26 protein-coding genes, 2 tRNA genes and 1 pseudogene are annotated in these 26,052 nt (G+C 72.8%); 9 read left to right on the top strand and 20 right to left on the bottom strand.

Annotated elements, in window-relative coordinates:
• Positions 1 to 7: 7 nt before the first annotated feature.
• Positions 8 to 1,006, top strand: a complete 999-nt coding sequence (gap, locus tag AC2TEW_RS16340; RefSeq protein ID WP_484624065.1) for a type I glyceraldehyde-3-phosphate dehydrogenase — start codon at positions 8 to 10, stop codon at positions 1,004 to 1,006.
• A 181-nt stretch (positions 1,007 to 1,187) separates the two neighbouring features.
• On the opposite strand, the gene AC2TEW_RS16335 is transcribed toward gap, so the two are convergent.
• The 6 genes from AC2TEW_RS16335 to AC2TEW_RS16310 all read right to left on the bottom strand — a co-directional run bounded on the left by AC2TEW_RS16335 (position 1,188) and on the right by AC2TEW_RS16310 (position 6,806).
• Complete coding sequence (locus AC2TEW_RS16335; protein WP_484624064.1) at positions 1,188 to 2,015, bottom strand: siderophore-interacting protein; 828 nt, start codon at positions 2,013 to 2,015, stop codon at positions 1,188 to 1,190.
• Positions 2,012 to 3,526, bottom strand: coding sequence for an MFS transporter (locus AC2TEW_RS16330; protein ID WP_484624063.1), 1,515 nt, complete (start codon positions 3,524 to 3,526; stop codon positions 2,012 to 2,014). Before AC2TEW_RS16330 ends, AC2TEW_RS16335 begins: the two co-directional genes overlap by 4 nt.
• 163 nt (positions 3,527 to 3,689) lie before the next feature.
• Entirely contained in the window at positions 3,690 to 4,094 is a 405-nt protein-coding gene (locus tag AC2TEW_RS16325; RefSeq protein ID WP_484624062.1) for a nuclear transport factor 2 family protein, read from the bottom strand.
• 241 nt (positions 4,095 to 4,335) lie between these two features.
• Entirely contained in the window at positions 4,336 to 5,151 is an 816-nt protein-coding gene (locus AC2TEW_RS16320; RefSeq protein ID WP_484624117.1) for a class I SAM-dependent methyltransferase, read from the bottom strand.
• A gap of 131 nt (positions 5,152 to 5,282) precedes the next feature.
• Positions 5,283 to 6,194 carry a DUF2199 domain-containing protein gene (locus AC2TEW_RS16315; protein ID WP_484624061.1) on the bottom strand — a complete coding sequence of 304 codons (912 nt, stop codon included), beginning with the start codon at positions 6,192 to 6,194 and terminating at the stop codon, positions 5,283 to 5,285.
• 198 nt (positions 6,195 to 6,392) lie between these two features.
• The gene (locus AC2TEW_RS16310; protein ID WP_484624060.1) at positions 6,393 to 6,806 is read right to left on the bottom strand and encodes a winged helix-turn-helix transcriptional regulator; all 414 of its coding nucleotides are present in this window, start codon (positions 6,804 to 6,806) and stop codon (positions 6,393 to 6,395) included.
• 85 nt (positions 6,807 to 6,891) lie between these two features.
• Between AC2TEW_RS16310 and AC2TEW_RS16305 the strand changes: the two genes are divergently transcribed.
• On the top strand, positions 6,892 to 7,758 hold the full coding sequence (locus tag AC2TEW_RS16305) for an NAD(P)H-binding protein (protein ID WP_484624059.1): 867 nt from the start codon (positions 6,892 to 6,894) through the stop codon (positions 7,756 to 7,758).
• Positions 7,759 to 7,968: 210 nt separating this feature from the next.
• Here the strand turns inward: AC2TEW_RS16305 and AC2TEW_RS16300 are convergent, their stop codons facing one another.
• Positions 7,969 to 8,424, bottom strand: a complete 456-nt coding sequence (locus AC2TEW_RS16300; RefSeq protein WP_484624058.1) for a MarR family winged helix-turn-helix transcriptional regulator — start codon at positions 8,422 to 8,424, stop codon at positions 7,969 to 7,971.
• A 213-nt stretch (positions 8,425 to 8,637) separates the two neighbouring features.
• Here AC2TEW_RS16300 and AC2TEW_RS16295 point away from each other — a divergent pair, with 213 nt between their 5' ends.
• Together AC2TEW_RS16295 and AC2TEW_RS16290 are read left to right on the top strand one after the other, a co-directional pair.
• A complete protein-coding gene (locus tag AC2TEW_RS16295) occupies positions 8,638 to 9,096 on the top strand; it encodes a carboxymuconolactone decarboxylase family protein (protein WP_484624057.1) in 459 nt (152 codons plus the stop codon).
• Positions 9,097 to 9,314: 218 nt separating this feature from the next.
• Positions 9,315 to 9,411, top strand: a tRNA-OTHER gene (locus AC2TEW_RS16290).
• A gap of 178 nt (positions 9,412 to 9,589) precedes the next feature.
• Here the strand turns inward: AC2TEW_RS16290 and AC2TEW_RS16285 are convergent.
• The 8 genes and pseudogenes from AC2TEW_RS16285 to AC2TEW_RS16250 form a co-directional block, all read right to left on the bottom strand.
• The gene (locus tag AC2TEW_RS16285) at positions 9,590 to 9,997 is read right to left on the bottom strand and encodes a spore-associated protein A (protein ID WP_484624056.1); all 408 of its coding nucleotides are present in this window, start codon (positions 9,995 to 9,997) and stop codon (positions 9,590 to 9,592) included.
• Positions 9,998 to 10,286: 289 nt separating this feature from the next.
• A complete protein-coding gene (locus AC2TEW_RS16280; protein ID WP_484624055.1) occupies positions 10,287 to 10,457 on the bottom strand; it encodes a hypothetical protein in 171 nt (56 codons plus the stop codon).
• Positions 10,458 to 10,605: 148 nt separating this feature from the next.
• Entirely contained in the window at positions 10,606 to 11,805 is a 1,200-nt protein-coding gene (locus AC2TEW_RS16275; protein WP_484624054.1) for a hypothetical protein, read from the bottom strand.
• A gap of 209 nt (positions 11,806 to 12,014) precedes the next feature.
• Entirely contained in the window at positions 12,015 to 12,707 is a 693-nt protein-coding gene (locus AC2TEW_RS16270; protein WP_484624053.1) for an SDR family oxidoreductase, read from the bottom strand.
• 233 nt (positions 12,708 to 12,940) lie between these two features.
• Positions 12,941 to 13,234: a hypothetical protein gene (locus tag AC2TEW_RS16265; RefSeq protein WP_484624052.1), complete on the bottom strand. Its 294-nt coding sequence runs from the start codon at positions 13,232 to 13,234 to the stop codon at positions 12,941 to 12,943.
• Positions 13,235 to 13,589: 355 nt separating this feature from the next.
• Positions 13,590 to 13,891, bottom strand: a pseudogene (locus AC2TEW_RS16260) (transposase); the annotation flags it as partial.
• 22 nt (positions 13,892 to 13,913) lie between these two features.
• On the bottom strand, positions 13,914 to 14,465 hold the full coding sequence (locus tag AC2TEW_RS16255; RefSeq protein WP_484624051.1) for a hypothetical protein: 552 nt from the start codon (positions 14,463 to 14,465) through the stop codon (positions 13,914 to 13,916).
• A gap of 70 nt (positions 14,466 to 14,535) precedes the next feature.
• Complete coding sequence (locus AC2TEW_RS16250; RefSeq protein ID WP_484624050.1) at positions 14,536 to 14,823, bottom strand: DUF1905 domain-containing protein; 288 nt, start codon at positions 14,821 to 14,823, stop codon at positions 14,536 to 14,538.
• A 178-nt stretch (positions 14,824 to 15,001) separates the two neighbouring features.
• Between AC2TEW_RS16250 and AC2TEW_RS16245 the strand changes: the two genes are divergently transcribed.
• Positions 15,002 to 15,487, top strand: coding sequence for a hypothetical protein (locus AC2TEW_RS16245; RefSeq protein ID WP_484624049.1), 486 nt, complete (start codon positions 15,002 to 15,004; stop codon positions 15,485 to 15,487).
• Between the two features lie 78 nt (positions 15,488 to 15,565).
• Here AC2TEW_RS16245 and AC2TEW_RS16240 read toward each other — a convergent pair whose 3' ends face one another.
• Both AC2TEW_RS16240 and AC2TEW_RS16235 read right to left on the bottom strand, forming a co-directional pair.
• The gene (locus tag AC2TEW_RS16240) at positions 15,566 to 15,982 is read right to left on the bottom strand and encodes a hypothetical protein (RefSeq protein WP_484624048.1); all 417 of its coding nucleotides are present in this window, start codon (positions 15,980 to 15,982) and stop codon (positions 15,566 to 15,568) included.
• Positions 15,983 to 16,140: 158 nt separating this feature from the next.
• The gene (locus AC2TEW_RS16235) at positions 16,141 to 17,022 is read right to left on the bottom strand and encodes a LysR family transcriptional regulator (protein ID WP_484624047.1); all 882 of its coding nucleotides are present in this window, start codon (positions 17,020 to 17,022) and stop codon (positions 16,141 to 16,143) included.
• Between the two features lie 141 nt (positions 17,023 to 17,163).
• Here AC2TEW_RS16235 and AC2TEW_RS16230 point away from each other — a divergent pair, with 141 nt between their 5' ends.
• Positions 17,164 to 17,553, top strand: a complete 390-nt coding sequence (locus tag AC2TEW_RS16230) for a carboxymuconolactone decarboxylase family protein (protein WP_484624046.1) — start codon at positions 17,164 to 17,166, stop codon at positions 17,551 to 17,553.
• 310 nt (positions 17,554 to 17,863) lie between these two features.
• On the opposite strand, the gene AC2TEW_RS16225 is transcribed toward AC2TEW_RS16230, so the two are convergent.
• The gene (locus tag AC2TEW_RS16225) at positions 17,864 to 19,144 is read right to left on the bottom strand and encodes a GNAT family N-acetyltransferase (protein ID WP_484624045.1); all 1,281 of its coding nucleotides are present in this window, start codon (positions 19,142 to 19,144) and stop codon (positions 17,864 to 17,866) included.
• Between the two features lie 100 nt (positions 19,145 to 19,244).
• Positions 19,245 to 19,646: a nuclear transport factor 2 family protein gene (locus AC2TEW_RS16220; protein ID WP_484624044.1), complete on the bottom strand. Its 402-nt coding sequence runs from the start codon at positions 19,644 to 19,646 to the stop codon at positions 19,245 to 19,247.
• A 113-nt stretch (positions 19,647 to 19,759) separates the two neighbouring features.
• On the opposite strand from AC2TEW_RS16220, the gene AC2TEW_RS16215 reads away from it, so the two are divergent.
• From AC2TEW_RS16215 to AC2TEW_RS16205, 3 genes are all read left to right on the top strand, one after another.
• Positions 19,760 to 20,332 (top strand): TetR-like C-terminal domain-containing protein, encoded by a 573-nt coding sequence (locus AC2TEW_RS16215; RefSeq protein WP_484624043.1) that lies wholly within the window; start codon positions 19,760 to 19,762, stop codon positions 20,330 to 20,332.
• 156 nt (positions 20,333 to 20,488) lie between these two features.
• Positions 20,489 to 20,585: transfer RNA gene (locus AC2TEW_RS16210), tRNA-OTHER, on the top strand.
• Positions 20,586 to 20,748: 163 nt separating this feature from the next.
• A complete protein-coding gene (locus tag AC2TEW_RS16205) occupies positions 20,749 to 21,396 on the top strand; it encodes a dihydrofolate reductase family protein (protein WP_484624042.1) in 648 nt (215 codons plus the stop codon).
• Positions 21,397 to 21,536: 140 nt separating this feature from the next.
• On the opposite strand, the gene AC2TEW_RS16200 is transcribed toward AC2TEW_RS16205, so the two are convergent.
• Positions 21,537 to 25,811, bottom strand: coding sequence for a LamG-like jellyroll fold domain-containing protein (locus AC2TEW_RS16200; protein ID WP_484624041.1), 4,275 nt, complete (start codon positions 25,809 to 25,811; stop codon positions 21,537 to 21,539).
• Positions 25,812 to 26,052: the final 241 nt, after the last annotated feature.

Here is a 26,052-nt window from a genome sequence, read left to right as displayed (position 1 = left end):
GCCACCCATGACTCGCATCGCCATCAACGGATTCGGCCGCATCGGACGCAACGTGCTGCGCGCGCTGCTGGAGCGCGACAGCGACCTCGAGGTCGTCGCCGTCAACGACCTGACCGCGCCCGCCACCCTCGCGAGGCTGCTCGCGTACGACACGACCTCGGGCCGGCTCGGCCGCCCGGTCACGGTCGACGGTGACGTGCTGGTCGTCGACGGCCGCCGGATCACCGTGCTCGCCGAGCGGGAGCCCGCGCAGCTGCCCTGGGCCGAGCTGGGCGTCGACATCGTGCTGGAGGCGACCGGCCGCTTCACCTCGGCCAAGGACGCGCGCGCCCACCTCGACGCGGGCGCCAAGCGGGTCCTGGTCAGCGCGCCCTCGGACGGCGCCGACGTCACGCTCGCGTACGGAGTGAACACCGACGCGTACGACCCGGCGCTGCACACCATCGTCTCCAACGCGTCCTGCACCACCAACGCGCTGGCGCCCCTGGCCGCGGTGCTGGACGACCTCGCCGGGATCGAGCACGGCTTCATGACCACCGTGCACGCCTACACGCAGGAGCAGAACCTCCAGGACGGACCGCACCGCGACGCCCGCCGTGCCCGCGCCGCCGCCGTCAACATCGTCCCGACCACCACGGGCGCGGCCAAGGCGATCGGCCTGGTCCTGCCGGGGCTCGACGGCAAGCTGTCCGGCGACTCGATCCGGGTGCCGGTGCCGGTCGGCTCGATCGTCGAGCTCAACACCACCGTCGCCCGCGAGGTGACCCGCGAGGAGGTGCTGGCCGCCTACCGCGCCGCCGCCGAGGGCCCGCTCGCCGGGGTGCTGGAGTACTCGGACGACCCGCTGGTGTCCTCCGACATCACCGGCAACCCGGCCTCCTCGATCTTCGACTCGGAGCTCACCCGGGTCGACGGCCGCCACGTCAAGGTGGTCGCCTGGTACGACAACGAGTGGGGCTTCTCCAACCGGGTGATCGACACCCTCGAGCTCCTCGCCGCAGGCTGACCCGCAGCGGGAACCGGGGCCGCCCGCCCCCAGGTACGGGATCCCGGGGCGGGCGGCCCGGTGCCGGCGCGGTGGCCCGTCCCTGGCCCGCCGGACCCCGGTACGCCGGGCAGCCCGGCCGGATCCGCGGGGGAGAGACACTGTCAAGTGCGCCTGCCCGAACGCCACTTGCAGCCCCTCCTCACTCCCCGGCCGCCATCCGGGCGATCCAGTCGCGTTTCACCGCGCGCCAGGACTCGTCGTCGTGGCCGAGCCGCCAGTAGCCGGAGATCGAGACCCGCTCCCGCGGGACTCCGCGTTCCAGCAGCAGGTGGCGCCGCAGGTCCCTGACGAAGCCCGCTTCTCCGTGGACGAAGGCGCAGACCGCGCCGGCCGGGAAGTCCAGCGCGCGCACGGCCGCGACCAGCGCCGTACCCACCTGGCGGTCACCCCGGTGGAGCCACGTGACGCCGATACCGTCGGGGGTCACGACCTCCTGCTCGTCCTCCGGGCCGCCCACCTCGACGAGGGCGTGGACCGGCGCACCGGCCGGCATGCGTTCCAGCGCCGAGGCGATGGCGGGCAGGGCGCTGGCGTCCCCAGCCAGCAGGTGCCAGTCCGCGGCGGGGTCGGGGCGGTAGCTGCCGCCCGGGCCGGCGAACCACACGGTCTCGCCCGGCCGGACCGCGGCCGCCCAGGGCCCCGCCACCCCCGCGTCGCCGTGGACCACGAAGTCCACGGCCAGCTCGCACAGTTCGGCATCCCACGACCGCACCGTGTAGATCCGCGGGACGGGCCACTGCTCAGGGGGAAGCTCGTCCTGGATCCGCCGCAGATCGAAGGGGCGCGGATACTCGACTCCCTCCCGCGGGAACAGCAGCTTGATGAACGGGTCGGCGTACCTCCCGGAGTCGAAGGCCGCCACCCCCTGGCCCCCGATCACGACCCGGACCATGTGCCGGGAGACCCACTCCGTGCGGATCACCTCCGCCTCGAAGGCCGGTGTCTGCCGCCCCTGGCGTCCGGTCACCGCTGCTTCTCCGAGGACATCTCGCCGACAGCCGGCATCGCCACGCGGGGGCGACCCGCGCTGCCGGCCGTGAGCTGTTCCGTGCCGGGCCGGGGCGATCCCGGGTGGCTGTGGTCGCTCCGCCGGTGCCGGACCGCCGGGACGGCGAAGGCCGCGGCGGTGGCCAGCACGGCGGCGGCGGTCAGGAACCAGAACGTGGCGGTGTAGCCGGCGTCCTGGGGGAACGGGTGGGCGGCCGTGACCCCGGAGGACAGGATGCTGGCCGTCACCGCGCTGCCGATCGCGCCGCCGATGGTACGGATGTTGGCGTTCATGCCGCTGGCCACGCCGGTCTGGGCCGCGGGGACGGCTTCGACGACGATGGCGGACATGGCGGAGAAGGCCAGGCCGAGGCCGACACCGAGCAGCGCGGACGCGGTGTAGATCTGCCATGCGCGGTCGTGGGCCGCGGCCAGGAGGGCGAACGGGGCGACGGTGACCAGGCTGCCGGCGATCAGCACGCGCTTGGAGCCGAAGCGGGCGGCCAGCGGCCCGGCCAGTACGCCGAGGAAAAACATGCCGCCGGTCAGCGGCAGCATGTAGATCCCGGACCGGGTCACACTCGCGCTGAAGCCGTAGCCGGCGAGGTGCGCGGGCGTCTGGACCAGCTGCGGCAGGAAGGTCATCGTGGTGTACATCCCGACGCCGAACAGCAGGGCGACCAGGTTGGCGGTCCACACCGCCGGGACGCGCATCATCCGCATGTCGATCAGTGGGGCGTCCGAGCGCAGCTCGACCACGACCCAGCAGACCGCGGAGACCACGGCGACCGCGGACAGGCCCAGGATCCGGGTCGAGCCCCACCCCCACCTCGCCCCCTCGCCGGCGGCCAGCAGCAGGGCCATCAGCCAGATCGAGAGCAGCAGCGCGGCGCCCCAGCTGATCCGTCCCGGGGTGCGCACCGGCGACTCGGGGACGAACAGGTAGGTCGCGACGGCGGCGAGTGCCGTGAGGATCGTCGGTGCCCAGAAGAGCCAGTGGTAGTCCAGGTGGTCGACGATCGGCCCGGCCAGGATCAGCCCGAGTCCGACGCCGACGGCGGACAGCGCCGCCGTGATGCCGACGGCGCCGCGGACCTTCTCGGCCGGGAACTCGTCGCGGATGATGCCGAACGCCAGTGGCACGACGGCACCGCCCGCGCCCTGGACGACCCGTGCGACGATCATCGGGCCGACGGAGTGCGAGAGGCCGGCCATCGCGGACCCGGCGGTCAGCGCCGTCAGGGTGACGAGCAGCATCCGTTCCTTGCCGGCCTTGTCGCCGATCCGGCCCAGGATCGGGGTGGCCACCGAGGCGGAGAGCAGGTAGGCGGTCATCAGCCAGGTCGCGGTGGACTGGGTGGTGTGCAGGTGCTGCGTCAGGGTCGGCAGGACCGGGACCACCAGCGACTGCAGCAGTGAGTACGCGCCGACGCCGAGCAGCAGGACGGCGAAGGTCAGGTTGTGGTGCGGGCGGGGGCTTTCTCCGTGCATGGGGTGGACTCCAGGAAGGACGGGGCGATGCTCCGCAGGGACGTCGAGGCGTGGCTGCGGGGCGTACGGCGGTGATCGTCGGGGACGGCGGATCCCGGTCAGGGCTCGGGCAGTCGGTCGGCCGGTCGGCCTGAACGGGATCCGCCGGTGAACTCCCGTACCGTCAGCGGGCGCTGCCGATGTTGCGGTCGCTGTCGGCGCCCTGGAGCATCAGGGTGGTCTCCTCGATGCGGCGGAAGCGGCCGTCGGGGGCGAACTCGCCGAAGAGGTAGACCTCCACGCGCACGGAGGAGCCGTCGGTCTTGTCGACGTCGATGATGTGCCGGTCGGCGTACAGGTCGCCCTGCACGAGCTCCTCCAGCACCTGGATCCTGCCGCCCGCGACGATGCCGCGCAGGTGGGCGATGTGCGCCGTGAACTCGCTCCGGTCGGCCCAAGTGCCGTCGGTGCGCTGGCGGTAGTCCGGGGCGAAGTGCCGGTCGACGGCCTCCGACAGCTCCAGCTCCGGCGTGAAGAGCAGGTCGGTCATGGCGGAGGTGACGTCGGTGCGGAAAGCGGTGCTGGTCATGGCGGTCCTCACAGAGAAGAGTCGGGAACACGGGTCCCCGGATCCGAGAATTGCGTGCGTCGAGCACGCATGTGAAGACTACTACAGACTGCGTGCGCCGCGCACGCTAATCTCCTGGGGCGCGCCGAACGGTGCACCACCCGACCGAGGGCCGCGAAGCCCACCCCGGCCAAAGGCGTCGCCTGTCACAGCAGTTGGTCGAATGTCTGGCCGGCCCTTCCCACGGCCCCGGGGAGGTGCGCTACCGGCGGACCGCCGAGATCAGTCCGCCGGGCCGCTCCTCGCGCTGCGGCGGGGTGCTGATGGGGCGGCCGTACGCGGCACCGCACTCGCGCAGGGTGTGGCTGTCGGCCTCCCAGCCGTGCCCGGCCAGCCAGCCCACCGGGTCGTCGGGCATCTCCGAAACCCACATGGACGCCGCCGATCCCGGCACGGCATCCGCGCCGAAGCGCTCGATCACGCCGCGCGAACCCAACGTCAGACCCATCCGACTGCCCGCCGCCGACTGCCCGCCGATCCGGGCCAGCAGCAACTCCACCGCGTCCTCGGGCAGATAGATCAGCAGCCCTTCGGCGATCCACACGGTCGGCACGGCCGGGTCGTGCCCTGCCGCGGCCAGCGCGCCCGGCCAGTCCTCCCGCAGATCCACCGCCACGGTGATCCGCTCGCAGCGTGCGACGGCACGCTCCCGGCGCAGCACCGAAGCCTTGAACTCCAGTGGTGCGGCGGTGTCGACCTCGAACAATCGGGTGCCTTCGGGCCAGTCCAATCGGAAGGCCCGGCTGTCCATGCCGGCGCCGAGCAGCACGACCTGCCGCACGCCGGACGCGGAGGCCTGCTGCAACAGGTCGTCGAGGAACTTCGTCCTGATGACGATGGAGTACGACACGGCCAGCCGGCGGCGTCGCGCGGCCTCGTCATCAGGCCGCGGCGGCGAACCGGGCCACAGGCCGCCGGCGGCGGCGAAGGCCTTCGCCAGGGGGTCGCGGAACAGCGCGTCCTCCCGCTCGGTCTCCAGCGCCCGCACCCTGGCCACCCCCACCGCAGTGGCCCACACTCCCGACGGCTGCACCCGCTCCTGCTCATCAGTCACCGCGCCAGCCTAGACGGGCGACCCTGACGCTGCGGCAGCTCGCGCCGTTGTTCGGGTGCGTCAGGGCCCACCGGCTGCACCGGCAGGGACGGGTGTCATCCGGTCGTCGGTCCCTCACCGCGGACCGAACGCCAGACATGCGTGGCCCAGGCCAGGTCGTCCGGTCCGTCCCACATGCAGACGACCCCGGCCGCGACGCCGCTGCGGTGGACCGTGAAGCCGTACAGCTCGTACTGGGTGCGGCCGTCCCGTTCGGCGGCGGTCCAGAAGGCGTGCCGGATCCCGTCCGGGATGTCCTCGGTGATCTGCTGCTCCGGCGGCACCAGAGGCGCGCCGGTCAGCAGCCCGGCGAGGAACTCCCCGGGGCTGCGACCGATCCGGTCCGCGAACACCTCGGCGTGCACGGTGCGGCCGGGTGCCACGAAACGCTGCGCGCCGTCGACCGCGCGGGCGGAGAAGCCGGGGGTGCGCTCAACGGACCAGTACTCGTTCAGACGGGTCCGGACGGGTACCGGCAGGGGATGGGCCAGGCAGCAGAGCACGTGGTCGCGATCCCACGTGGTGGTGAGGACGTCCTGGAGCAACTCGTCGGCGCTGGCGTCGACGTACGGGATCTCGTCGCGGTTGCGTACGACAACGGTGGCCGGGGCGCCACGGAGGCCGTCTCCCCAAGGCTCGATCGCGTTGGCCATGGTGCCCTGGAGGACGAGGTCCTGGTAGGCCGGGTCCTCCCAGATCCGGTGGGCGCGGTCCAGGTCGTCGTCACTGATCCGCAGCCAGGTGCCCAGCACGAGTTCGGTCCCACCGCTGAGCCGGACCGGCAGCAGGCAGCGGATGAAACTTCCCACGCCGTCGACCCGCAGCAAGGCCCCGACCCCGACTTCGTGCCTGGCCTCCTCGGCGACGTCGAGCGCGTCGTCGGGCAGGCCGAACCGGGCGTCGATCCGCTTCTCGTCGGCCACCGGGGTGCCGCAGCACGAGCAGGTAGGGGTGGGGTTCGCAATCACGGGGTGCAGCGTAGATGACGCCGACGACACCCGGCCCGCCGGGGGTGACGGGGCCTGCAACCGGGGCCTGCAACCGGGGCCGGGCGCGGCCGACCGGCGGATTTCGACCCAGCAGGGATCAACTGCGGGGCAGTCCGGCAGTCCGGCGGGCCCGCCGGGCGGACGGCGGAACGGGCGCGGAGCCCCGGCGGGCGCCGCTCAGTGGATGCCCGAGTCGGGGTTCGACTCGTCCCAGGCGCGGCGGGCGTGGGCGATGGCGCCGCGGTGCTCGGACGACCAGTCGGCGAGGGCCCGCACCAGGTGGGTCAGGCTGTGGCCCATCGGGGTCAGGGCGTACTCGACCTGCGGCGGGACCGTCGGGTGGACGGTCCTGGTGAGCAGCCCGTCACGTTCCAGCCGCCGTACGGTCAGCGTCAGCATCCGCTGCGAGATGCCCGGGACGGCGCGCTGCAGCTGGCGGAAGCGGCGCATGCCCTGCGCCAGTTCGACGACCACCAGGACCGACCACTTGTCGCCGATGCGGTCGAGGACGTCGCGGATGCCGCAGTCCTCGTGCTCCTCGCCGCAACTGACGACGGGCCCGGTGGTTACCTCCGTGTGCCCCGCTGACATGGAAGTGCCTCCTTACGCGGTGCGGCGGCCGGGCCGCAGGATGATCACGGTTACCGAAGAGAACCTACCCCTGCGGGAGAGACCGATGATCCTCGTCACCGGCGCCACCGGCGCCCTGGGCACCCTGATCGCCGAGCGGCTGGCCGCCGCCGAGGACCGGACCGACGGCCCGGCCGGCAGCTCCGCCGACGCACCCGCCGAGATCGTGCTCGGCACCCGGGACCCCGAGCGGGTCCGGGTACAGCTGCCCGTCCGGCGCATCGACTTCGACGCCCCCGACACCCTCACCGAAGGCTTCGCGGGCGTCGACGTGCTGCTGCTCATCTCCGCCGGCTACGGCGAGGACGACACCGTCATCGCCCGCCACGGTGCGGCCGTCGACGCGGCCGAGAAGGCGGGCGTACGGCACATCGTCTACACCAGCCTGAGCGCGGACGGCGACCACCTGCCCTACGCCCTCGCGCACCGCTGGACCGAGCGCCGGCTGCGCGAGGGAACGGCGCAGTGGACGATCCTGCGCAACGGCCTCTACGCGGAACTGCTGGGCGGGCTCGCCGCCCCCGACGCGGACGGCAGGCTGACCGTCCCGCTGGGGGAGGGCCGCCTGGCCGCCGTCGCCCGCGCGGACCTCGCCGAGGCCGCGGCCCGGGTGGTCCTGCGGGCGGAGGAGCACGCGGGGCGGACGTACGAGCTCGTCGGCGAGCAGGCCATCGGCGGCGCCGACCTGGCGGCGGCCCGCGGCCCGCACGTCAGTTACCGGCCCGAGACGCTCGCCGAGGCCCGCCGCCGGCTGACCGCCTTCGGCGTCGACCCGTTCCAGGTGCCGATGCTGGTGGGCACCTACTCCGCCATCGCCGCAGGCTTCCTGGACCGCACCGGCACCGACCTGCGCCACCTGCTCGGCCGGGCGCCCCGGCCGGCGCTCGACGTCATCGCGGCGCTCGCCCGGTAACGCGGGCGGGCAGCCGACGGGGGAGCGAGGGACCGGGCCCTTCCGTGCCGGACCTGTCAGGGACCCCTGCCCGGAAGGACCCGGACCGCCAACCTAGCGCCCACGGCGGAACGCGCTCCCGCGGCCACGCCGGGGAAGGCCGGATCCCTTGATGCGGCGTCACGTCGGGTGCGGCGGTTCAGCCGTCCTCGTCGGTCGGCCGCCCGCCGGTCACCGGGGGTCGGCCGTGAAGGGCCCCTGCTCGACGAAGCGGCGCAGGTGGACGGCGAAGGCGCGGGCCTCGTCCTCCGGCCAGGACGCGAGGGAGTCCTCGATACTGGCCGCCAGCCGTTGCCTGGTGGCCGAGATGGTGGCGAGGCCCTCCGGGGTGAGGGCCAGCAGCGTGGCGCGGCCGTCGGCCGGGTCCGGCTGGCGCTGGAGCAGGGCGGCCTGTTCCAGGCGGTCGGCGCGCCGGGTCACGGTCGTCCGGTCGAGCCCGACCTCGCGGCCGAGGTCGGCGGCGCTGCACGGGCCGGTCCGGGCCAGCCCGCTGAGGATGGGGTAGGTGAGTTCGTCGACCGCCTCGCCCAGCCCCTCGGTGAGATGGGCGTAGAGGCGGGCGCGGGTGCTCCGCCGCAGGAGCAGCCCCAGCGCGTCGGCGATGTCCTGTCCGGTCGTGGTCGTCATGGACCAAGGCTAGCGTGCGCTGGGCACGCTTCTGCGGTCCGGCGGCGGTCTGTCGTTCCCGCTGCGCCCTCGGGGCGCCGGCGCTGCTGTCACATCCCGGGTGCGGGATCCGTCGTAGGGGTGCAGGCACAGCAGCCCACTGATGAGGAGACCACGATGAACGCCACCACCACCGTTACCGACGGCACCGGGACCGGGGCGCCGGTGTCGAGGATGTCTGACCCCTCGGAGCTGGTCCCGGAGCTGAAGGAGGTGGGCGCCTCGCTGTACCGGGCGGTGGGGAACCGGTCGGTGCCGCGGACGACGATCGGGCTGGTCCAGCTGAGGGCGGGGCAGATCGTCGGGTCGACGTACCTGACGGCGATGCACTCCGGCCTGCTGCGCAAGGCGGGGGAGAGCGCGGAGCGGATCGACGCGGTGGCGACGTGGCGGGACGCGCCGTACTTCACGGAGCCCGAGCGGGTGGCGCTGGCCCTGGTGGAGGCGGTGCTGACCGCGAATCCGTCCGGTGAGCGGGTGCCGGACGAGCTCTACGCGCGGGCGGCCGCCTGCTACGAGCCGAAGGCGCTGGCGACGCTGGCCCTCGTGATCGGGCAGGTGAACTTCTTCGTCCCGCTCGCCCTGATCGGCAAGCCGGTCCCGGGCGTCGGCCCCTCGGAGCAGTGGACCTGACCGCCGCACCCCACCGCCGGCCCCGACCGACCCCGCAACTCCCGTCGGCAACTCCCGCCGAGGGCTGCGGGGTTCGGGCCTGTCCGCCTGGTCGCGGAGCAGTCCCGGAGTGGTCGCGGAGTGGTCAGCGGGTGGTCAGGACGGGGTCAGCGGCCCGGTGCATCGTTAGGCACGTGAACGGCCTCCGGATGGTGAGGGTCACCGGGGGCCGTGAACAGGGAGAGGTGCCCGGAGCGGTTGATCGGGGACCAGGGCCTTCGGGTCCGGATCGGGTGCCTTCGGGCGCCCACGCAGGTTCGAATCCTGCCCTCTCCGCGCCAGGGTGGCCGTGGCCGCCGCGGTCCGACCGTGTTCCGGCCTCACCCCCCCCGGGCCGTGAGCGGGTCCACCGCTGCGGGCGACGGCCCGGTGGCCCGTCCCTCCGGGGTCGGAAACGGACGGCGCCTCCCGTCTCCCCCTCGGGAGGGGGGAGAGGGGAGGCGCCGGGTGTGGATCAGCCGCAGTGCGAGTTGTACTCGTACGCGCCGACGCCGTTGATCTCGCCGCCCCAGTCGACGCAGGAGTGCGCCGCGCTCACGTACACGGGGCCGGCGTAGGTGCCGAAGTTGCCCGTGTCGGCCGTCCACGGGGCGCCGGCGAGGGAGACCTTCGCCGACATCGGGAGCTTGGCGCCCGGGTTGTCGCGGACGGTGACCACACAGTTCTTGCCGGTGGAGCTGCTGTAGGTCAGGTAGACGGTACCCAGGCCCGGCAGGGACTGGGCGTCGATCACACCGTAGCTCGAGCCGCACGCGCCGTTGTAGGCCGCGGCGTTGGCCACCGACGGCATCATCGTCACGCCGGCGGCAGCGAGCGCCAGGACACCGGCGCCGGTGGCAGTGCGCTTGAAGATCTGCTTCACGATTCCACTCCAATTCATCAGACAGGAACGGTTACGCGGTGCTTTGGCCGGTCCGCGAAGCGGGTCGGCCGCGATCACGCATTGCCATAGTGTTCGAACGAAGTATCGCGGCCGTCTCGCCGGTGTAGCGCGGTGGAGATACGGGTTTTCGGGGGCTCGATCAAGCCAACTTGGCTTGTTTCAAAGGGCGGAGGCGATTCATCGGCAATCGGGTCGGATGCCGGATTTCGCACCGTCGCCGCAGTGGCCGGGCATGTGTGTTCGATTGTGTGGCGACCGGGACGGGGGCTCAGCACTGCCACAGGAAGACGGCCCGGTCACAGGGTCCGCAGGCGAAGGCGAACGCCTCTCCGCTGCCGAAGTTGATGGCGGTCGAGGCGCTCGGACCCTCTTCCAGCTGTGCGACCAGGGCCATCGACTCCGCGCAGCCCGCGCAGGTCGGCGTCTCGTCATACTGCAACCACGCAGGGCGGCCGCCGAGTTGGCCGAGGATCTGTCGCGTGCCGTCTCCGGACCCGCGTACGTCATCAGCATCGTCGTCATGCCACCGGACCCTGGGACGCCGCTCCGACACGGCCTCCCGGGGTACAGGGAGGCCGTCCGGCAGGTCAGCGCGCCTGGGCGAGGTCCAGCAGGCGGCGCATGACCGCCACCGGCAGGGCCGGATTGCCTGCGGCGGCCGAGGCCTGGGCCGGCAGGGTGAGCCGCCGGAACAGTTCGTCGGCGGGCATTCTGGGGTCGAGGACCGCCCAGAACCCCACCTCGGGGTCGTCGGCAAGCCGCAGCAGCAGCTCCGGCCCGGCCTCCGGGTCGTCCAACGCGGCGTGCCGCAGGCGCGGGTTGGGGTCGTCGGCGAACCGGGCCAACCCGGGCCGGGCGAAGTTGCGGTGGCGGCGGTACCCCGACCAGTACCGGTCCTGCACCGTGGCGTACAGCTCCACCAACAGCTCGTGCGGCGCGTCCTCGCACCGCTCGGCCAGCGTGCGCCGCACCCACTCGTCCTCGTCCGCCGCCAGCAGGGCCACCACGTCGGGCGGCAGCTGGGGCTGAGCCGCGAGCACCCGCCGCAGCCCGACGTGCGCCGACCCCGCGATCCGGCGGGCCGCATCCGGATCGGTCGCCTGCCGTGCGATCCAGGATGGCGGAGACCAGAAGTGCCGCGACACCGTGCACGGGATCACCGTACGCTGACCTTCCGTCAGCTCCTCCCGCATCGACACCGCGAGCCGGACGTCGTTCTCGGGATCCGCCGCAAGCAGCAGCGCCAGTGCAGTCGGCACCTCGGGGTCGGCGGCGGCCTTCAGGCGGACAGCCAGGTCCGGGTGCGCCACCCGCTGCTCCGCGGTCAGCACCGGCGCCGGCTCCTGCGCCGCGACCGGCAGCTCCCCGCCGCGGCTGACGATCCGCCGGATCCTTGGTTCCGGGTCCTCTGCCAGGATCTCCAGCACCCCGGCAGGGAGCCGGCGCTTGTAGTCGAAGAGCAGCGCCGCATACGCGAACCGGACCCGGGGCTCCGGATCCCGCGCGAGCCGGGCCAGGACGTCGACATCCGCCGTCGCGTTCACCGCCGCGTCCAGTCGGTGCTGGACCTGCGGCGAAGCCACCAGCAACTCCGTCGCCGCGGCGTCCAAGGTCCTGTTCTGGAGCCAGGAGCTCAGCACCGGCAGCTCATCGAACTGCAGCAGCCGGGCCAGCAGGTCCACCGGCAACACCTGGTTGCCCGCCAGCCCCCGTAGCCAGCCGTCCACCACAGCGCCATCCGCAGCTGCCCGCTGCAGCGCCTCGTCCAGTCCGTCGAGTCCGTCCATTGGTCCATTCTCGCTGGTCCCGAAGGCCCTGGTCCGATGCCAGCAGATCATCTGATCGCTGGTCGGTAGGCGTCATCGACTGACGCCCCCGCGGGTGAGGATCCAGCCCCGTTGCCGGACAGAACACCGAAGCGGGGAGGTCGGTGGCGAAGGTACTCACAACCGGGTGCGGAAGTGAACCGCCGACGGCCCTGCGGGTAGCGGCCTGCTCAGCCGAGCTGACCCGTCGGCCGCACGGTGATGTGGTTGATGTCGACGCCCGCAGGTTGGCTGAGGGCGAAGACGATGGTGCTCGCGATCTGCTCGGGGGTCAGCGCCGTCTCGGGGCTGCCGCCGCGCTCGTCCCAGAACGGGGTGTCCACCACTCCGGGGGCGACGACGGTCACGCCGACCCCGTCCTGGCCGACCAGCAGGCGGGTGTTCTCGGCCAGTGCGTGTACGGCCCACTTGGTGACCGAGTACAGGTTGCCGGGCGTGTGGCGTACTCCCGCGACCGAGCCCATCAGCACGATCCGGCCCTTGGACTCCCTGAGCTGCGGCAGGGTCTCCCGCACCAGCAGCGCCGGGCCCAGGACGTTGGTCAGGACCATGGCCCGCATGTCCTCGGGGGCGTGGCTCTCCAGATTCCCGGGCAGTGAGAACCCGGCGTTGGCGATGACGTTGTCCAGCCGGCCCCAGGTGTCCACGACGCGGCGCACGGCGGCGGCGACGTCGCGCTCGTCGCTGGTGTCCCCGGCGATCGTCAGCAGCTGGTCGCCAGCTCCGGCCGTGGCGGCGAAGGCGGCCAGCTTCTCCGCGTCCCGCCCGGTGACAGCCACCCGGTGGCCCTCCTTGAGCAGGGCCCGGGCGGTGGCGGCACCGATGCCGGTCGAGCCCCCGGTGATCAGCGTGACGGGTCCCATCGGACGGCCTCCTCGGCGGTACGGCCGGGGCACGGTCTGACCGACCGTCCCCCAAACGCCTGCACTATAGCCCCGACTCTCCGCCCAGGCCTGCTCCACCGCCCCCCTCCACCGGGGACGCCGCCAGGTCGCTCACTTTCAGCACCTTCGGGCACGAACTCGCCGTCCCTCAGAACCCCAAAGCTTGCTCGACCTCCACGGCTCACGACCCACGTTGACCGGGGCGCCCGGACCTAGGCGCTGAGGAGTTCGAAGACAGCCTCGGCGGCTGTGGCAGAGTCAGGCGCGTCGATGGAGGAGTACTCGTCGTACACAACGAACGGCGGCTGACCTCCTGGACGGCACTCCAGCCTGAGCGGGTCGGGGTTGGTCGCCATGCGGATGGAGAACCAGTCATCATCGTCCGCTTCGTGCTGCTTCACGTTGCGCTCGACCACCAGGTTCGGCACCCGCTCGCGGACGAGGCGGAAGACGTCGTCCACCGGGCCTCCCGTGGCATGCCCTGCGGTCCATGCGAGCGTACTCATGCTGTGGATCATGCCAGAAACGACAGTTTCGGAGTCATCGCTGCGACGATTCACTCGTACGGGGGTTCGGCGGATGCCGGAGCGGCCTCCACGTGCTCCTGAACTCGGCTACGAGGTACCGGAATCGACGTGAGGGCCGTGTTGCGGCGAGTGTGACGAGGAACGACTCTCGACGGGAGGCGTTCGGGCCTGGGACCGGCTCCACCCACGGCTCACCCGGCCCGGGGCCGCCGGGAGTTCAGGAACCTCCACGCGCAGACCCCGACGCCAGCGCGGGCACTCAAACCCTCCCGACCCGGGCCAGGACGCCCACACGGTGCGAAAAGCACCCCGTCCGGCAACCCGCCACCACGTGGGCCCGGACGAGGCGACGGTACTTGCCGTGGTCGTAGCCGCGGTCTCCATGCACGATGTCCGGACGGCGTCCGGGGCGGCCTTGCTTGCCACGTACTGACGGCGCAGCTCCGAGCAGTGGGATGAGCTGGGTGACGTTGTTGCGGTTGCCGCCTGTCAAGGTGACGGCGAGGAGAATGCCGGTGGCGTCGGTGATCAGGCGGTGCTTGCTGCCGGTTCTACCTCGATCAACGAGGCTTCGCCCCGTCTTGGGCCCGGCCCTTTGAGGGCTCGGATGTGGAAACCGTCGACCACCCAGGCGTCCCCTACCCCAGCGGAGCAGCCCTCACCGGAGATCCGCGTCCAGCGCCCGGGCCCGCGCCCACTGCTCCTCGAACTCCTGCGCGCTGATCAGCCAGCCGGCCACCGCCGGGTCGAAGAGATCGACGAGCGGGGGGTTGAACGGCCAGTCATCGGGACCGCTGCGGACGGCGGTCCCGTCCTCGGCCAGTTCCACCTGGCGGCTGCGGCGCCCGTCGGGCCCCACCTCAATCAGGCAGAGCACCGAGTCCTCGTCGTCCTCGTCCCAGCGGCGCCGCAGGTGCACGACGGTCCGGTCCGCGAGCGCGCCGAACCCCGGCTGCGCGCGGTGCGCATCGCGCTCGGCCCGCAGCCCGTCCAGGCCCGGCGGCATCTGCGGCGCGTCGATGTCGACCTCGTCCAGACCCCACCCCTCGCAGCGGGCCACCGTCTCCGGGTCGCTGACGACCTCGGTCCAGGCGAAGGTCTCGAGGATCTCCCGTACGGACCGCGCGCGCACCCACCACCAGCTGCCGCCCATGCCGTAGTCGTGCAGGACGAGGAAGCGGTGCTTGGCCGGAGTGTCGGTGCTGGTCATGGAGGAAGAGCCTAGCGAGCGACCCGGCCCCCGCCCCGCAGGGGTCCCGCCGCCGCCTCGGGAGCGAGGCCTACAGGCGGACGGTCAGCCGCACCGACACCTCGTCGTCGGTCGCGAGCCCCAGCGGCTTGCGCACGGCGTTCTTGACCGGCAGCAGATAGCCGCCGTCCTTCGGGAACAGCGACGTGGCGAAGGCGGTCCCGCCGATCCGGGCGTCGACGGGGATGACGCCCCAGCCGTAGCTGGCCATCGCCGCCACCTCCCGGATCTCCGCGGACTGCTCCTGCGGCACGGCGACGAAGTAGTACGGCGAAGGCCCACGCCACTCGAACACGTGGCCGGTGAAGGTGAGTTCCATGGGGGTCGGCGAGTCCGATCATCAACGTGGCGCCCGAACGCCGTTCACCCTACCCGCGGAGCCTTCAGCCGGGACGGGGAACGGCGGCCGACCCGGCGGACCCGCCCGCGCGGGCGCCGCCACGGGGCGTCGAGAAATCGGGCTGCGGACAGGCGGCGTGGACGGGCAGCATGGCGGGATGCCCGATCTGCTGTGGGACGACGTGAGGAACTTCTTCGACCCCGACCTGATGGGTTCTCTGCCGGATGTGTGCGTCGCAGGCACCTCGGTCGAGGACTGGCAGGCGGTGTTCGATCTGGTCCGGTCGAGTGGCTGGGCGTGGGAGTACTCGGAGGGCCGCGCCGCCGGCCCGCTGCCGCCCGCGGTCGAGGTGCTGTCGCGTACGGTGGGTGCCGAGACGGTCAATCTGTGCGTCCGTCCCGTCCCGGACGTGCTGGTGATCTTCCGTCCGATGTCGGCCGAGGAGATCGACTTCGATGTCGACCTGCGCGAGCTGCAGGGCCAGGCAGGAGTGGACGTCCTGTGCGGGTTTCTCGCCGCGGTGGGCCGCAGGCTGGACAAGCCGGTGGTTATGGCGGCCGAGGGCGACCACGGGAACCCGGTGCTCGGGTTCGATCCCGCTGCCGACCGCGTGGTGCTCATGGCGGACCCGCGATTGAGCTGAACGCTTCGACCGGCCGGCGCCTGCTTTCCCGAGCGCACAGAACGAGCCGCGCTCGGCGGGCCGTCCGACTCGACGCCGTTACGTGCCCGGCCGCACCCACGGAGCGAACCGCTGGTCAGGAGCCACGTCCTCGCGCCAGTACCGCAAGACGGTCCCCTGCACGATGTCCAGGAGATCTGCGGCGATCAGGCACGAGACGGGCTCCGATCCACCCGCGTCCGCTTCGAAAGCAACGACCACGAGGGGAATGTCACCGAGCCGGTCGGTGAGCGTCGCAAGTTCCTCGGACGTGGGTGCGCGGAACTGAGGATCGTGGAAGCTGGTCGGGCAGCTGACGAACTCGGGGGCCGTGAACACCAGCTCCAGCGCGTGGTGATAGGTCAGGTCATGACCGGCTGCGAGCCGGAACCGGCCACGGTCCCAGGCGACCACGTCCCAGTCCCACCAGGACCCTTCCGGGAGCTCGATCACGCCATGGACCTGCTCGACACCCACCTTTTAGCCCCTTACAGTCCGAACGGACCCCGAGGCTACCGGGCGCGCGGAGCCCGGGCTCGACGGGTTGGCTCCCCACGGTGTCCTGATGCGTCGAAGGACGTTGCCCGGTCGTCGTCGTCGTCGTCGTCGTCGTCGCCGCCCGGCCCGGCCACCGGTTACGGCGGCCCGGGTGCCGGCTGCGCCGCCGTGGTGGCGGCGCGGGCGAAGGCGAGGACCACCGGGTCCGCGTTGGCGGAGGGCCAGGCGAGGACGATGCGGCTCGGGGGGTGGCCGGTCAGCGGGACGAACGCGATGCCGTCGGTGGGGTGGCGTTGGGTGGCGGCGGCGGGCAGGATGCCGACGGCGCCTTGCCAGAGCACGGCGTGCAGGCACTCCGCCACGGAACGGACCACCGGGCCCGGCATGGTGGTGCCGACCCCCGCCGACCAGTAGGCGCGCCAGGCGGGGTCGGCCTCCTCGGGCAGGCGGATCCAGGAACGGCCGCGCAGGTCCCCGACGGTGACGGTACTGCGGGCCGCCAGCGGGTCGTCCGCCGCGACGGCGGCCACCAGCGGCTCCTCGGTGAGCTGACGAATAGTCAGCCCTGTGGTGTCGAAAGGCAGTCTGGTCAGCGCGAGGTCGACCCGGCCGGAGCGCAGACCGGCTGTCGGGTCGTCGATCCCGCTCTCGCTCAGCCGCACCTCGGTGTCCGGATGCGTCCGCCGGAACGCGGCGACGATCCGCGGGCCGAAGTCCAGCCCCGCGCCCGCGACCGTGCCCACCACGACCGTACGCCGCCGCCCGGCCTGCCGGACCCGCTCCCCGGCGAGCTCGGCCGCCGCCAGCAGCCGCCTGGCCTCCACCAGCAGCACCGAACCAGCGTCGGTCAGCCGCACACCGCGCGCCGAGCGCTCGAACAGCAGGCAGCCCAGTTCGTCCTCCAGCTCGCGGATCCGCTGGCTCAGCGGCGGCTGGGACATGTGCAGGCGCGCCGCGGCGCGGCCGAAGTGCTGCTCCTCGGCGACGGCGACGAAGTAGCGCAGGCGGCGGTGGTCCACGTCGGGCACGATACCGGGACGCTCTCGACCCCAGTGAAACGGTCTTGGACCGGCCCGGGCCGGTGCTGGTGAGCTTGGTCCACCGAGCCCGCCGAGCAGCACAGCCGACGGGCGGGCGGAACCGATCCCCTTGGAGCGCACGTGTCGCACGACCACCACCACCCCTACTCCGACCCCGCGGACCTGGGCCGGGCCCGCGAGGTCGGCGCGCTCGCGCCGGAGGAGTTCGCGGCCTGGCGCTCCTTCCAGGCGGCGGTGGACCGCGGGGACGGCGCGCTGCCGCGCCGGACCCGGGAGCTGCTGTCGATCGCCGTCGCGCTCACCACGCAGTGCTCCTACTGCCTGGACGTCCACACCGCCCAGGCACGCCGGCACGGTGTCACCGCGCAGGAGCTCGCCGAGGTGGTCTTCGTGGCGGCCGCGGTCCGCGCCGGGGGCTCGCTCGCGCACGGCCTCCAGATGATGAAGCTGTACGAGGGGCACGCCGCCGCCGGGACGCCGACGGTCCAGGAGTCGTCCGGCCGCTCGTAGGACTGTTGCCCGGCCGGGTCGTTGGCCCTGCCACGAGGTGGGGATGGTCGGGGGTGATCCGTCGGAGGTGGAGCGGGAACGGTTGCGGCCGTTCCCGCCCCGTCGGCCACGGTCGGTGCGGGCGGCGGCGCGACCGCCGCAGGTGACCGACTGGCCGACCGGACGCGGTTCGCGCCGGTGCCGGTGCCGGAGACGCTCCAGTTCTCCGGCCCGGTTCGGGCAGGCTCCGGAAGAAGCCGGACGGCGCCGCGGCGGACCAGGGCCACCGCAACGGTCCGTGCGCAGCGACCGACGGCCGGCCGGAGGGCTGCTAGACGGTGAGCGCGTTCCAGGCCCGCATCGGGGTGTGCAGCAGGTGGTCGAGGCGGGCTGCCGCGCCCGGGGTCTCTTCGGTGAGCAGTCCGGCGGCCAGCAGGCGGCCGGCGGACTCGGTGCCCAGGTAGAGGGTGCTGAGCTCGCTCACGCCGAGGGTGAGGTCGGCGGGCAACTCGGTGGGGGTGCAGCGTCCGGCGCCGTCCGGGGCCGTCTCCAGCAGCCAGCTGCCACCGGTCCAGCCGTGCGGGTCGGTCACGGCCAGCACCACCCGGCCGGGCCCGGCGTAGCGGCGGGCGGCGAAGGCGGCGGGCAGGTCGAGCAGCCGCAGCCAGGTGAAGTCCGTCTGGGAGACGTGCGGAGTGGCCGCGCGCGGGTTGGCCAGCAGCAGTGGCAGCGGATCGTCCGGGCCGATGTCCTCGACCTCCATGCGCTGCACCCAGTCGACCGAGAAGAGCAGCCGCCACAGGGCGTTGGCGGTCGGCCGGTCGAGGGCCAGGAAGTCCATCACCTTGAGGGTGCAGTCGGGTGCCATGCCGATCCATTTGTCGTCCACGCGGTAGACGGCCAGACCGGTGACGACCCCGGCCGCATCGCGGTGGACGGCGAAGAACGGCTCCTTCCAGCCACGCGCGGGAAGCACCACCTCGCCCGTGTCCATCGCCCAGTTGGCGGCGGGCCGGCTCAGTGCGCCGGGCTGGGTGAGCCGCCAGCGGTCGTACAAGTCGGGGCCGAGCTTGCGGACCTCCTCCGGAGTGGCGAAGTCGATCCGTCCGCCGACCGGGGTGGGCAGCCCGGGCCGCAGGCCCCCCGACCTCGGTACGTCGACCGTCAGCCCCGCCATCCGCGTCGCCGGGCCGAAGCCGAAGCGGCCGTAGATCGGGTACTCGGCGGCGATGAGTACGGCGGCCACGCTGCCGCGCTCACGGGCGGCGGCCAGGTCGCCGTTGACCATCCGGTTGAGCAGTCCGCGCCGTCGGTGGGTGGTGGCCACGCTCACCCCGGTGATCCCGTGCACCGGTACGGCGGCCCCGCCCGGGACGGTCAGCTCCAGGTCGTAGCTGCGGTAGGTGCCGACGAAGGCCCCGCCCGCCGTATGGTCCACCGCCGCCAGCCAGCGGCCGGGGACGAACTGTCTGTGGCGCACCTCGGTGCCGTCGCCCTCGTGCGGGCTGAGGAAACCGCGCATCAGGGCGCGGTCCCAGGTGGTGATCTCGTGCTCGCCGATGGGGCGGATCTCGATGTCGGATGAAGTCGGAACTGGGGGCGTGTCGATCATCCGGTCACGGTACGACGGTGCGTCAGTTTCGGGCACCTGTTTTATTCGGCGTGATCGGCCGGACAGTTCCCGGCCCGGCCGTCGCGCAGTCGGGCCGGGTTCAGACGAAGAAGGCGTTCATGCCGGGGACGTCGGACAGATAGGTCTCGATCCCGGCGATCCGGCCGTCGCGCAGGCGGCAGACGGTGGACAGGTACTCGTCGAGGGCCGCGTCCGGGCGCCGGGCGGTGTTGTGCAGCGACAGGGCCATGTTCTCGCGGCTGACCAGGACGTGCAGCAGCTCGAAGCTGAGGCCGTAGGAGGCGATCTTCTGCGCTCGTTCGACCACGGCGTCCGGGCCGGTGACGGTGCCGCTGATGGTGTTGTCGCCGGGCAGGGTCCAGGTGACGTCGTCGTGGAGCAGGGCGCGGATGGCCGGCCAGTCGCCGCTGCTGAGTGCGGCGTGGAAGCGGCGGCCGAGGTCCTGGGCGGTGGCGGTGCTGTCGGCGCTGGTGGTGGTCATGGCGGTGCCTCCGGGAGGTGGGGCGACGGATGCTTAAAGCAATGAGAGTTGCTTTAGGTGACGCTAGTCCCGCCTCCCGCTAAAAGCAACCCGGTCTGCGTTAGTCTGAGGGGGTGAACTCCGAAGCCCCCGCCAAACGCCCCGGCGGCCGCAGCGCCCGCGTCCAGGCGGCGGTCCACCGGGCCGTCACCGAACTCGTCGGCGAGTGCGACCCCGCCCAGCTGACGATTCCCGCGGTGGCCGAGCGCGCGGGGGTCAACCCCACCACCGTCTACCGCCGTTGGGGCACGCTGCAGGCCCTGCTCGCCGACCTCGCCGCCCAGCACGAGCCTGCTGCCCCGCCCGCCTCCAGCGGCGACCTGCGCACCGACCTGGCGGACTACGCCGTCCGGACGCTGGCCGACCTGACCCGCCCCGGCGGCATCGCGTTCTTCCGGGCGGAGGTCTCCCCGGACGTCGACGAGCGCCGCGACGGACTGCGCGAGTGCCTGCGCCGCTGCACCGCCGGGCTCGACCTGGTCCTCGACGCCGCCCGCGAGCGGGGCGAGACGCCGCCCCCGCTGGAGCGGCTGCTCGACCGCATCGTCGCCCCGCTCTACTTCCGGGTGGTGTTCTCCGTGCCGGGCACCGACGAGGACTACGCCCGCGCGCTGGTGGCCGACCTGTACGGCGACGCGCCCCGCTGATCGCCCGCGCCGCCCGGCTCCGCATGTGCCGCACCTCCCACCCGGCGCCGGGGAACGGCCGAGGTCAGGTGGCCGTCAGCGCCCGGTCAGCACAGTCCGGCACAGTCGTCCTCGTGAACGGCACCCGGAGAGCGAGGCCGGGGCCGGGCGCAGCTGGGAGAGGTGCCCGGAGTGGTTGATCGGGGACCAGGGCCTTCGGGCCCGGATCGGGTGCCTGCGGGCGCCCACGCAGGTTCGAATCCTGCCCTCTCCGCCCGATGCGAGGACAGTCTCCACAGCGGGGCCTCCGAGCGGCCGGACACGCGCTCGCGGCCGCCGCCGTGACAACCGTCCCTGACCCGACGTCACCCCTATGATGGCCGGGCCGGGCCGGTGCGCAGGCCGCCGGCGGCCGTTGAGCAGCAGGAGGTCGCGTCGTGTCGCGTGTCCGGGTCCACAACTTCTCCGTCTCCCTCGACGGCTACGGCACCGGTGAGGGGCAGAGCCTGGACACGCCGTTCGGGCACGCCGGCGGACGGCTGACCGAGTGGTTCTTCGGGACCCGGACCTTCCGCGCGATGCAGGGCAAGGACGGCGGCGCGACCGGCGCCGACGACGCCCTGGCCCGGACCTGGGGCGACGGGATCGGCGCGGAGATCATGGGCCGGAACAAGTTCGGCCCGCAGCGCGGCCCGTGGGACGACCACGAGTGGACCGGCTGGTGGGGCCCGAACCCGCCGTTCCACACCCCGGTGTTCGTGCTGACCCACCACCCGCGGCCCTCGGTCGAGATGGAGGGCGGCACGACCTTCCACTTCCTCGATGCCACGCCCCAGGAGGCGCTGCGCCAGGCACGCGAGGCGGCGGGCGGCCTGGACGTGCGGATCGGCGGCGGACCGTCGACGGTCCGCCAGTTCCTCGCTGCGGACCTGATCGACCACCTGCACCTGGTCGTCGTGCCGATCGTGCTGGGCCGCGGCGAACGGCTCTGGGACGACGGCCTCGAAGGACTCGAGGACCGCTTCGAGGTGGAGTCCGTGACCACGCCCAGCGGGGTCACCCACCTCACCTTCACCAGGCCGTAGCGCCCGCGGCCGACGGCCGCGCGCGGCCCGCCCCCGTCCGGCCCGCGCCCGCGGCAGGCGGTGTGCACGCAGACGCGGACGGCCCGCCCCCTCCCGGCCGGGAGGGAACGGGCCTGCCGCGTCAGGCCGGGCCGGGCCGCTCAGGTGAGCTGGGTCGGCACCGGGCGGTCCTTGTCGATCGAGCTCACCCCGCCCGGGGTGAGCGCCTCGGCGAAGAGCTGCACGTCGGCCACCTTGCCGGCGGTGTACTCGCCGTAGGCACCCTGGTAGAGACGCCGGCCGAGCTGCACCGGGCCGGTGGCGTTCCACACCGTGCCGGTGTAGTCGGCGGTGGCGGCCGTGTTGTCGTCGACGTACAGCCGCAGCTCCTGGGCGTCCGCGTCGAAGACGCCCACCAGGTGGTACCAGGTGTTGGTCTTCGGGGCGAGCGGACCGGTGGTGGGGCCGTAGGCGCTGGAGAACTTCCCGGCGGTGTCGTCCGCGTGGGCGTGCCCGAACGCGAAGGCGTGCGCCCCGCTGGAGTAGTACAGCTGCAGGCCGTTGGCGCTGGTGCCGGACTGCGAGACGAAGGTGGAGTTGCTGGTCAGACTGGTCAGGTTGACCCAGGCCGAGACGGTGTAGTTGCGGCTGGTGTCCAGCGCCGGGCCGGCGGTGGCGGCGTAGCCGGTGGAGCCGTTGAGGGTGAGCGCGCCGCCCCGCTGGGCGTCGGCCGCGACGGTGGCGCCGCCGTTGAGGGTCAGGGCGCCGGTCGGGCGGACGCTGTCGTCGGGGGAGTCCAGCTTCCACCAGGCGGTCGGCCGGTGGACGTGGCCGATCGCGACGGGGGCGGCGAACTGGGCGAGGCCGCCGGCCGCCGCCGCGCCCGGGTACTCGACCAGCCGGCCGGAGCCGCTGCCCGCGTACAGCGCCGGGAAGCCGGTGCCCTGGACGTCGCCGGGCGAGGCCACGGTCGGGTAGTCCCTGCCGCCGATGCCGACCGGCAGGACCGCCTGGGCGGCGGCCAGCACGTTGCCGCTGGTGGCGGCCCACTTCTGGTCGGCGATGTTCAGGCAGTCGTAGATGATGACCTGGGTCCTCGGGTTGCGGTTGCTCGCCGGGTCGGCCAGGCACCGGCCGGACTGCGGGTTCTTCAGGGTGCCCGGGTAGGGGCCGGGGACCCACTGCTGGGCCGCGGAGTTGTTGCACTGGTACAGCTGCACCAGGGAGTTGTTCTCGGTGGCGCCCTTCGCCACGTCCAGGCACTTGCCGAGCACGTGCACGGTGTTGTCCGTGCCGCGGGTGAAGGTCTGGGCGTCGGTGCCGTTGCAGGTGTACATCTGCGCCGCGGTGCCGTTGACGGTCCGGCCGCCGGCGATGTCCAGGCAGAGGTTCTTGTTGGCGGTGTCCAGGACGCCGGAGACCAGCGGCGCGTCGGTGGGGGCCGTGATCCGGGTGGTGGGGACGCCGCCGGCGAAGGTCAGCGGGAAGCTGCTGATGGCGCCGGTGGCGTCGTTGCGGGCCCACAGGGTCGGCACGCCGTTGACGGTGCCGGGGGCGAGCAGGGTGATGCCGGACCAGTCGCCGGTGCCGATCCGCACCCCGGCGCCGAGGTTGCAGCCGGCCTGGAACGTGCCGGGGAAGTACCAGAGTTCGCCCTTGTCGACGGTGACCAGGTCGGGGGCGCCGTCGGCGGAACCCGCGAGCTTTCCGGGGGCGAGGATCTGGGTGACGTTGTTCCAGGTGCCGTCCGAGCCCTTGGCCGGGCAGGCGGCGGAGTCGCGGATCGGCACCACGTTCTGGGTGAGCGTGAAGTGCCCGGTGGCGCCGCCGGGGGTGATGGCGTCGTTCGGGTAGAGGTACAGCTCGTGGCTGGCCTTGTTGTACGCGAACAGGTCGTCGACGTTGGTGCCGGTGGCCGTGCCGCGGTGCGCGACCAGGTAGTTGTTCCAGCCGGTGCCGTCCGGGCTCTGCGCCTTGGCGGACACCGTGGCGGGCGGGGCGGCCGGGTCGGCGTTGCCGCGTACCAGCACCAGGTCGCCGCCGGTGGTCGGGGCGATCAGGTCGGGGACCGCGTCGCCGTCCAGGTCGCCGGCGGTCACCTTGGCGTTCGGGTTCCACGGCGCGAAGAAGCTGTACTGGCCGACCGTGCCCTGGGTGTTGCCGGCGTTGTCGACGGCCCGGACGAACAGCGTGTGGGCGCCCCACTGGGCGGCACTGAGCACGACCGGGATGTCGGCGGTGGCGTTGCCGCCGGTGCCGGCCACGGCGTCGACCTTGAGGGCGCCGCTCGCGGGGATGTTGGCGTCGAGGGAGTACTCGAAGCGGTCGATGCCGCTGCTGACGCAGGCGCCGCGGGTGCAGCCGGTCGGCGTCGGGTCGTTGGCGCTGACGGCGATACTGACCCCGGTGTCACCGGCGTGGCCGGTGGGCGCCCGGTCGCCGCCGAGTGGCGGGAAGACCGGCGAGTCGGTGAAGGCCGGCAGGCTCGGCGCGCTGAGGTCGATCTTGAAGTAGCAGTTCGGGGACCAGCCGCTGAGCAGGGTGTTGTCGTCGGCCCGGACGTGCCAGCCGTACTGGTGGCCGTCCGCGACCTTGAAACCGATGTTGACGCGGGCGGTGCCGCCGTCGCTGACCCAGCCGCTGACGGGCGCGCCCTTGGAGGTGGAGTCGCCGTCGGCGTTGGCGGTCTTGGTGTCCCAGATCTCGTACTTGGCGCGCAGGTTGACGCCGGACATGTCGGTGGCGAGGTGGGCGTTGAGGCTGATGTCGGAGGCGTCGCCGGCCAGTCCGGATTCGCCGATCCAGCCGGGCTCCGCACCGTCGCACCCGTTGCTCGCCGGGGCGCGGGTCGCCGGAGTGGTACCCAGCTTGTCCGGCACCTCGGGCGCGATGTCGAACACCGTGGTCAGGTACGGGTTGTTGGCGAAGCGGATGAAGTCGTTGTTACCGGAGGACTTGCTCTCGTTGCCGAACAGGCCGAAGGTCCAGCTGTCGTCCTTGCCGGCCAACTTCTTGATCTGCCCGGTGACGTCCCAGTTGGCGTCGTGGTTGCCGCAGTGCTGGGACGGGTTGGAGCTCTTGACCTGCTGCGTTCCGCCGATGTAGCCGTCGCCGGTCACCGAGGGCTGGTGGTTCCAGCTGGTGGAGCCGCTGATCGCGCCGACGGTCGCCAGCTTGACGCCGGTCTCGTTGTCGCAGTCGAAGGAGGCGCCGTAGGTCGAGGTGAGGTGCACCACCGACTTGGAGATCACCATGGACTTGGTGAGGTTGCCGATGTCGAGCGCGAAGTAGGCCCGGTTCAGGCCCAGGCACTCCTGCCAGCGCTGGTAGCCGACGCCCTCGCCGTTGTCCTGGGCGTCGTCGTACGGGCTCTGGCTCGCGCAGCCCTCCTTGACGGTGACGAAGTGGCTCTTCTTGCTGGTGATCGGGCTGGTGTACGGGTCGATGTACAGCGGCCAGACGGTGCCCGGGCCGGTCAGCAGCCCGGCGTCCGGGACCAGCGTCAGGGCGTCCGGGCCGCCGGTCACCGTGAGCGGCTTGACCTGGGCGCCGGTGCCGGGCTGCTCGGCGGTGGAGGCGGTGACGGGCTGCCCGGCGCCGTCGGCGGGGGCAGCCGCGGCGGCCCGTGGCGCCGCCTTGGCCGCCGCCTTGGCGGGAGCCGCGGCGGCGGGGGCGGCACCCGAGGAGTCCCACATCAGCGGGGTGGGGGAGCGGAACACGGCGGTGCCGTCGGCGGTGGTGGCGGCCACCCGGCCGTCCGGGTCCACGCCGAGCGTCAGGCCGTCGCTGGTCGAGGTGGCCAGCCGCAGCGAGGCGAGCGCCGGGTTGGCGGCGGCCTGCGCGTCACGGACGATCAGCACCTCGTGGAACCCGCCCTGGTCGGTGCTGGTGACCTTCAGGTCGACCCCCGGCAGCACCCCGTCGTAGCGGGCCGTGCTGCCGCTGACCTGCGGTGCGGGCAGCGCGAACGGCAGGGTGTAGGAGAGCCGGTGGCCCTCGGCGTCGGTCAGGATGGCCAGCGGGCCGCTGCCGCCGCCGGACAGGGCCAGGCCGGAGGGCGCGGCCTTCGGCGAGAGGGTGCCGTCCGGGTTGCGGCCCAGCGTCGCGTCCACCGGGGACCAGGCGCCGTCCCGGCGGACCCGGGCGGGCAGCAGGCTGCTGGTCACGGTGAAGGTGCCGTCGGCGTTGGCGACCGTCAGGTCGGTCCCGGTGGTCAGCGCGTCGACGGTGACCGGTTGCCCGGAGCGGACCGCCTCGGCCTTGGCGGCCGCCAGCGGCGGGACGGCGGCGGCCGGGTCCGCGCCGGGCGCCGGCCCGTCGTCGGCCAGGGCCGGGCCGGCGCCGCTCAGCAGCAGTGCGGCGACGGCCGCCGACACCGCCAGCCGGCGGGCCGGTGAGTGCGCCGGATGACTCCGGGCACGGGTGTGCTCCCCCATGGAGTTCGTCCTTTCAAGGACAGGATGCGGCGGCCCGGGTCACGCCTGTGTTTCTGATCACAGACGGTTCGTCCACCCGCCCGCCGGATGTCGGAATTGCGGCACTTCTGTCCGGCTCCGTCCGGTTGGTGGACGTAGCACCGGTACTGCTGTGACGGATGGGGCCAGAGTGACCGCTGGGGAAGGGTATTGCTGGGACCCCACCCTGGCAATACGGTTCCGTCCGGGTTCCGATGCCGTG

It is taken from the genome of Kitasatospora sp. NEAU-CNBT7, from assembly GCF_057220535.1.
Note: the sequence above shows the minus strand (reverse complement) of the source record. Positions and strands in the feature narration are given on the sequence as shown.

Excerpts from the sequence above, each read along its gene's own strand:
- AC2TEW_RS16245 (WP_484624049.1), top strand. The coding sequence starts at position 15,002 with ATGCCCGATCTGCTGTGGGACGACGTGAGGAACTTCTTCGACCCCGAC.
- AC2TEW_RS16300 (WP_484624058.1), bottom strand. The coding sequence starts at position 8,424 with ATGACGACCACGACCGGACAGGACATCGCCGACGCGCTGGGGCTGCTC.
- AC2TEW_RS16255 (WP_484624051.1), bottom strand. The coding sequence starts at position 14,465 with ATGACCAGCACCGACACTCCGGCCAAGCACCGCTTCCTCGTCCTGCAC.
- AC2TEW_RS16295 (WP_484624057.1), top strand. The coding sequence starts at position 8,638 with ATGTCTGACCCCTCGGAGCTGGTCCCGGAGCTGAAGGAGGTGGGCGCC.
- AC2TEW_RS16325 (WP_484624062.1), bottom strand. The coding sequence starts at position 4,094 with ATGACCAGCACCGCTTTCCGCACCGACGTCACCTCCGCCATGACCGAC.
- AC2TEW_RS16225 (WP_484624045.1), bottom strand. The coding sequence starts at position 19,144 with ATGATCGACACGCCCCCAGTTCCGACTTCATCCGACATCGAGATCCGC.
- AC2TEW_RS16270 (WP_484624053.1), bottom strand. The coding sequence starts at position 12,707 with ATGGGACCCGTCACGCTGATCACCGGGGGCTCGACCGGCATCGGTGCC.
- AC2TEW_RS16265 (WP_484624052.1), bottom strand. The coding sequence starts at position 13,234 with ATGAGTACGCTCGCATGGACCGCAGGGCATGCCACGGGAGGCCCGGTG.
- gap (WP_484624065.1), top strand. The coding sequence starts at position 8 with ATGACTCGCATCGCCATCAACGGATTCGGCCGCATCGGACGCAACGTG.
- AC2TEW_RS16220 (WP_484624044.1), bottom strand. The coding sequence starts at position 19,646 with ATGACCACCACCAGCGCCGACAGCACCGCCACCGCCCAGGACCTCGGC.
- AC2TEW_RS16200 (WP_484624041.1), bottom strand. The coding sequence starts at position 25,811 with ATGGGGGAGCACACCCGTGCCCGGAGTCATCCGGCGCACTCACCGGCC.
- AC2TEW_RS16330 (WP_484624063.1), bottom strand. The coding sequence starts at position 3,526 with ATGCACGGAGAAAGCCCCCGCCCGCACCACAACCTGACCTTCGCCGTC.
- AC2TEW_RS16250 (WP_484624050.1), bottom strand. The coding sequence starts at position 14,823 with ATGGAACTCACCTTCACCGGCCACGTGTTCGAGTGGCGTGGGCCTTCG.
- AC2TEW_RS16310 (WP_484624060.1), bottom strand. The coding sequence starts at position 6,806 with ATGTCAGCGGGGCACACGGAGGTAACCACCGGGCCCGTCGTCAGTTGC.
- AC2TEW_RS16305 (WP_484624059.1), top strand. The coding sequence starts at position 6,892 with ATGATCCTCGTCACCGGCGCCACCGGCGCCCTGGGCACCCTGATCGCC.
- AC2TEW_RS16275 (WP_484624054.1), bottom strand. The coding sequence starts at position 11,805 with ATGGACGGACTCGACGGACTGGACGAGGCGCTGCAGCGGGCAGCTGCG.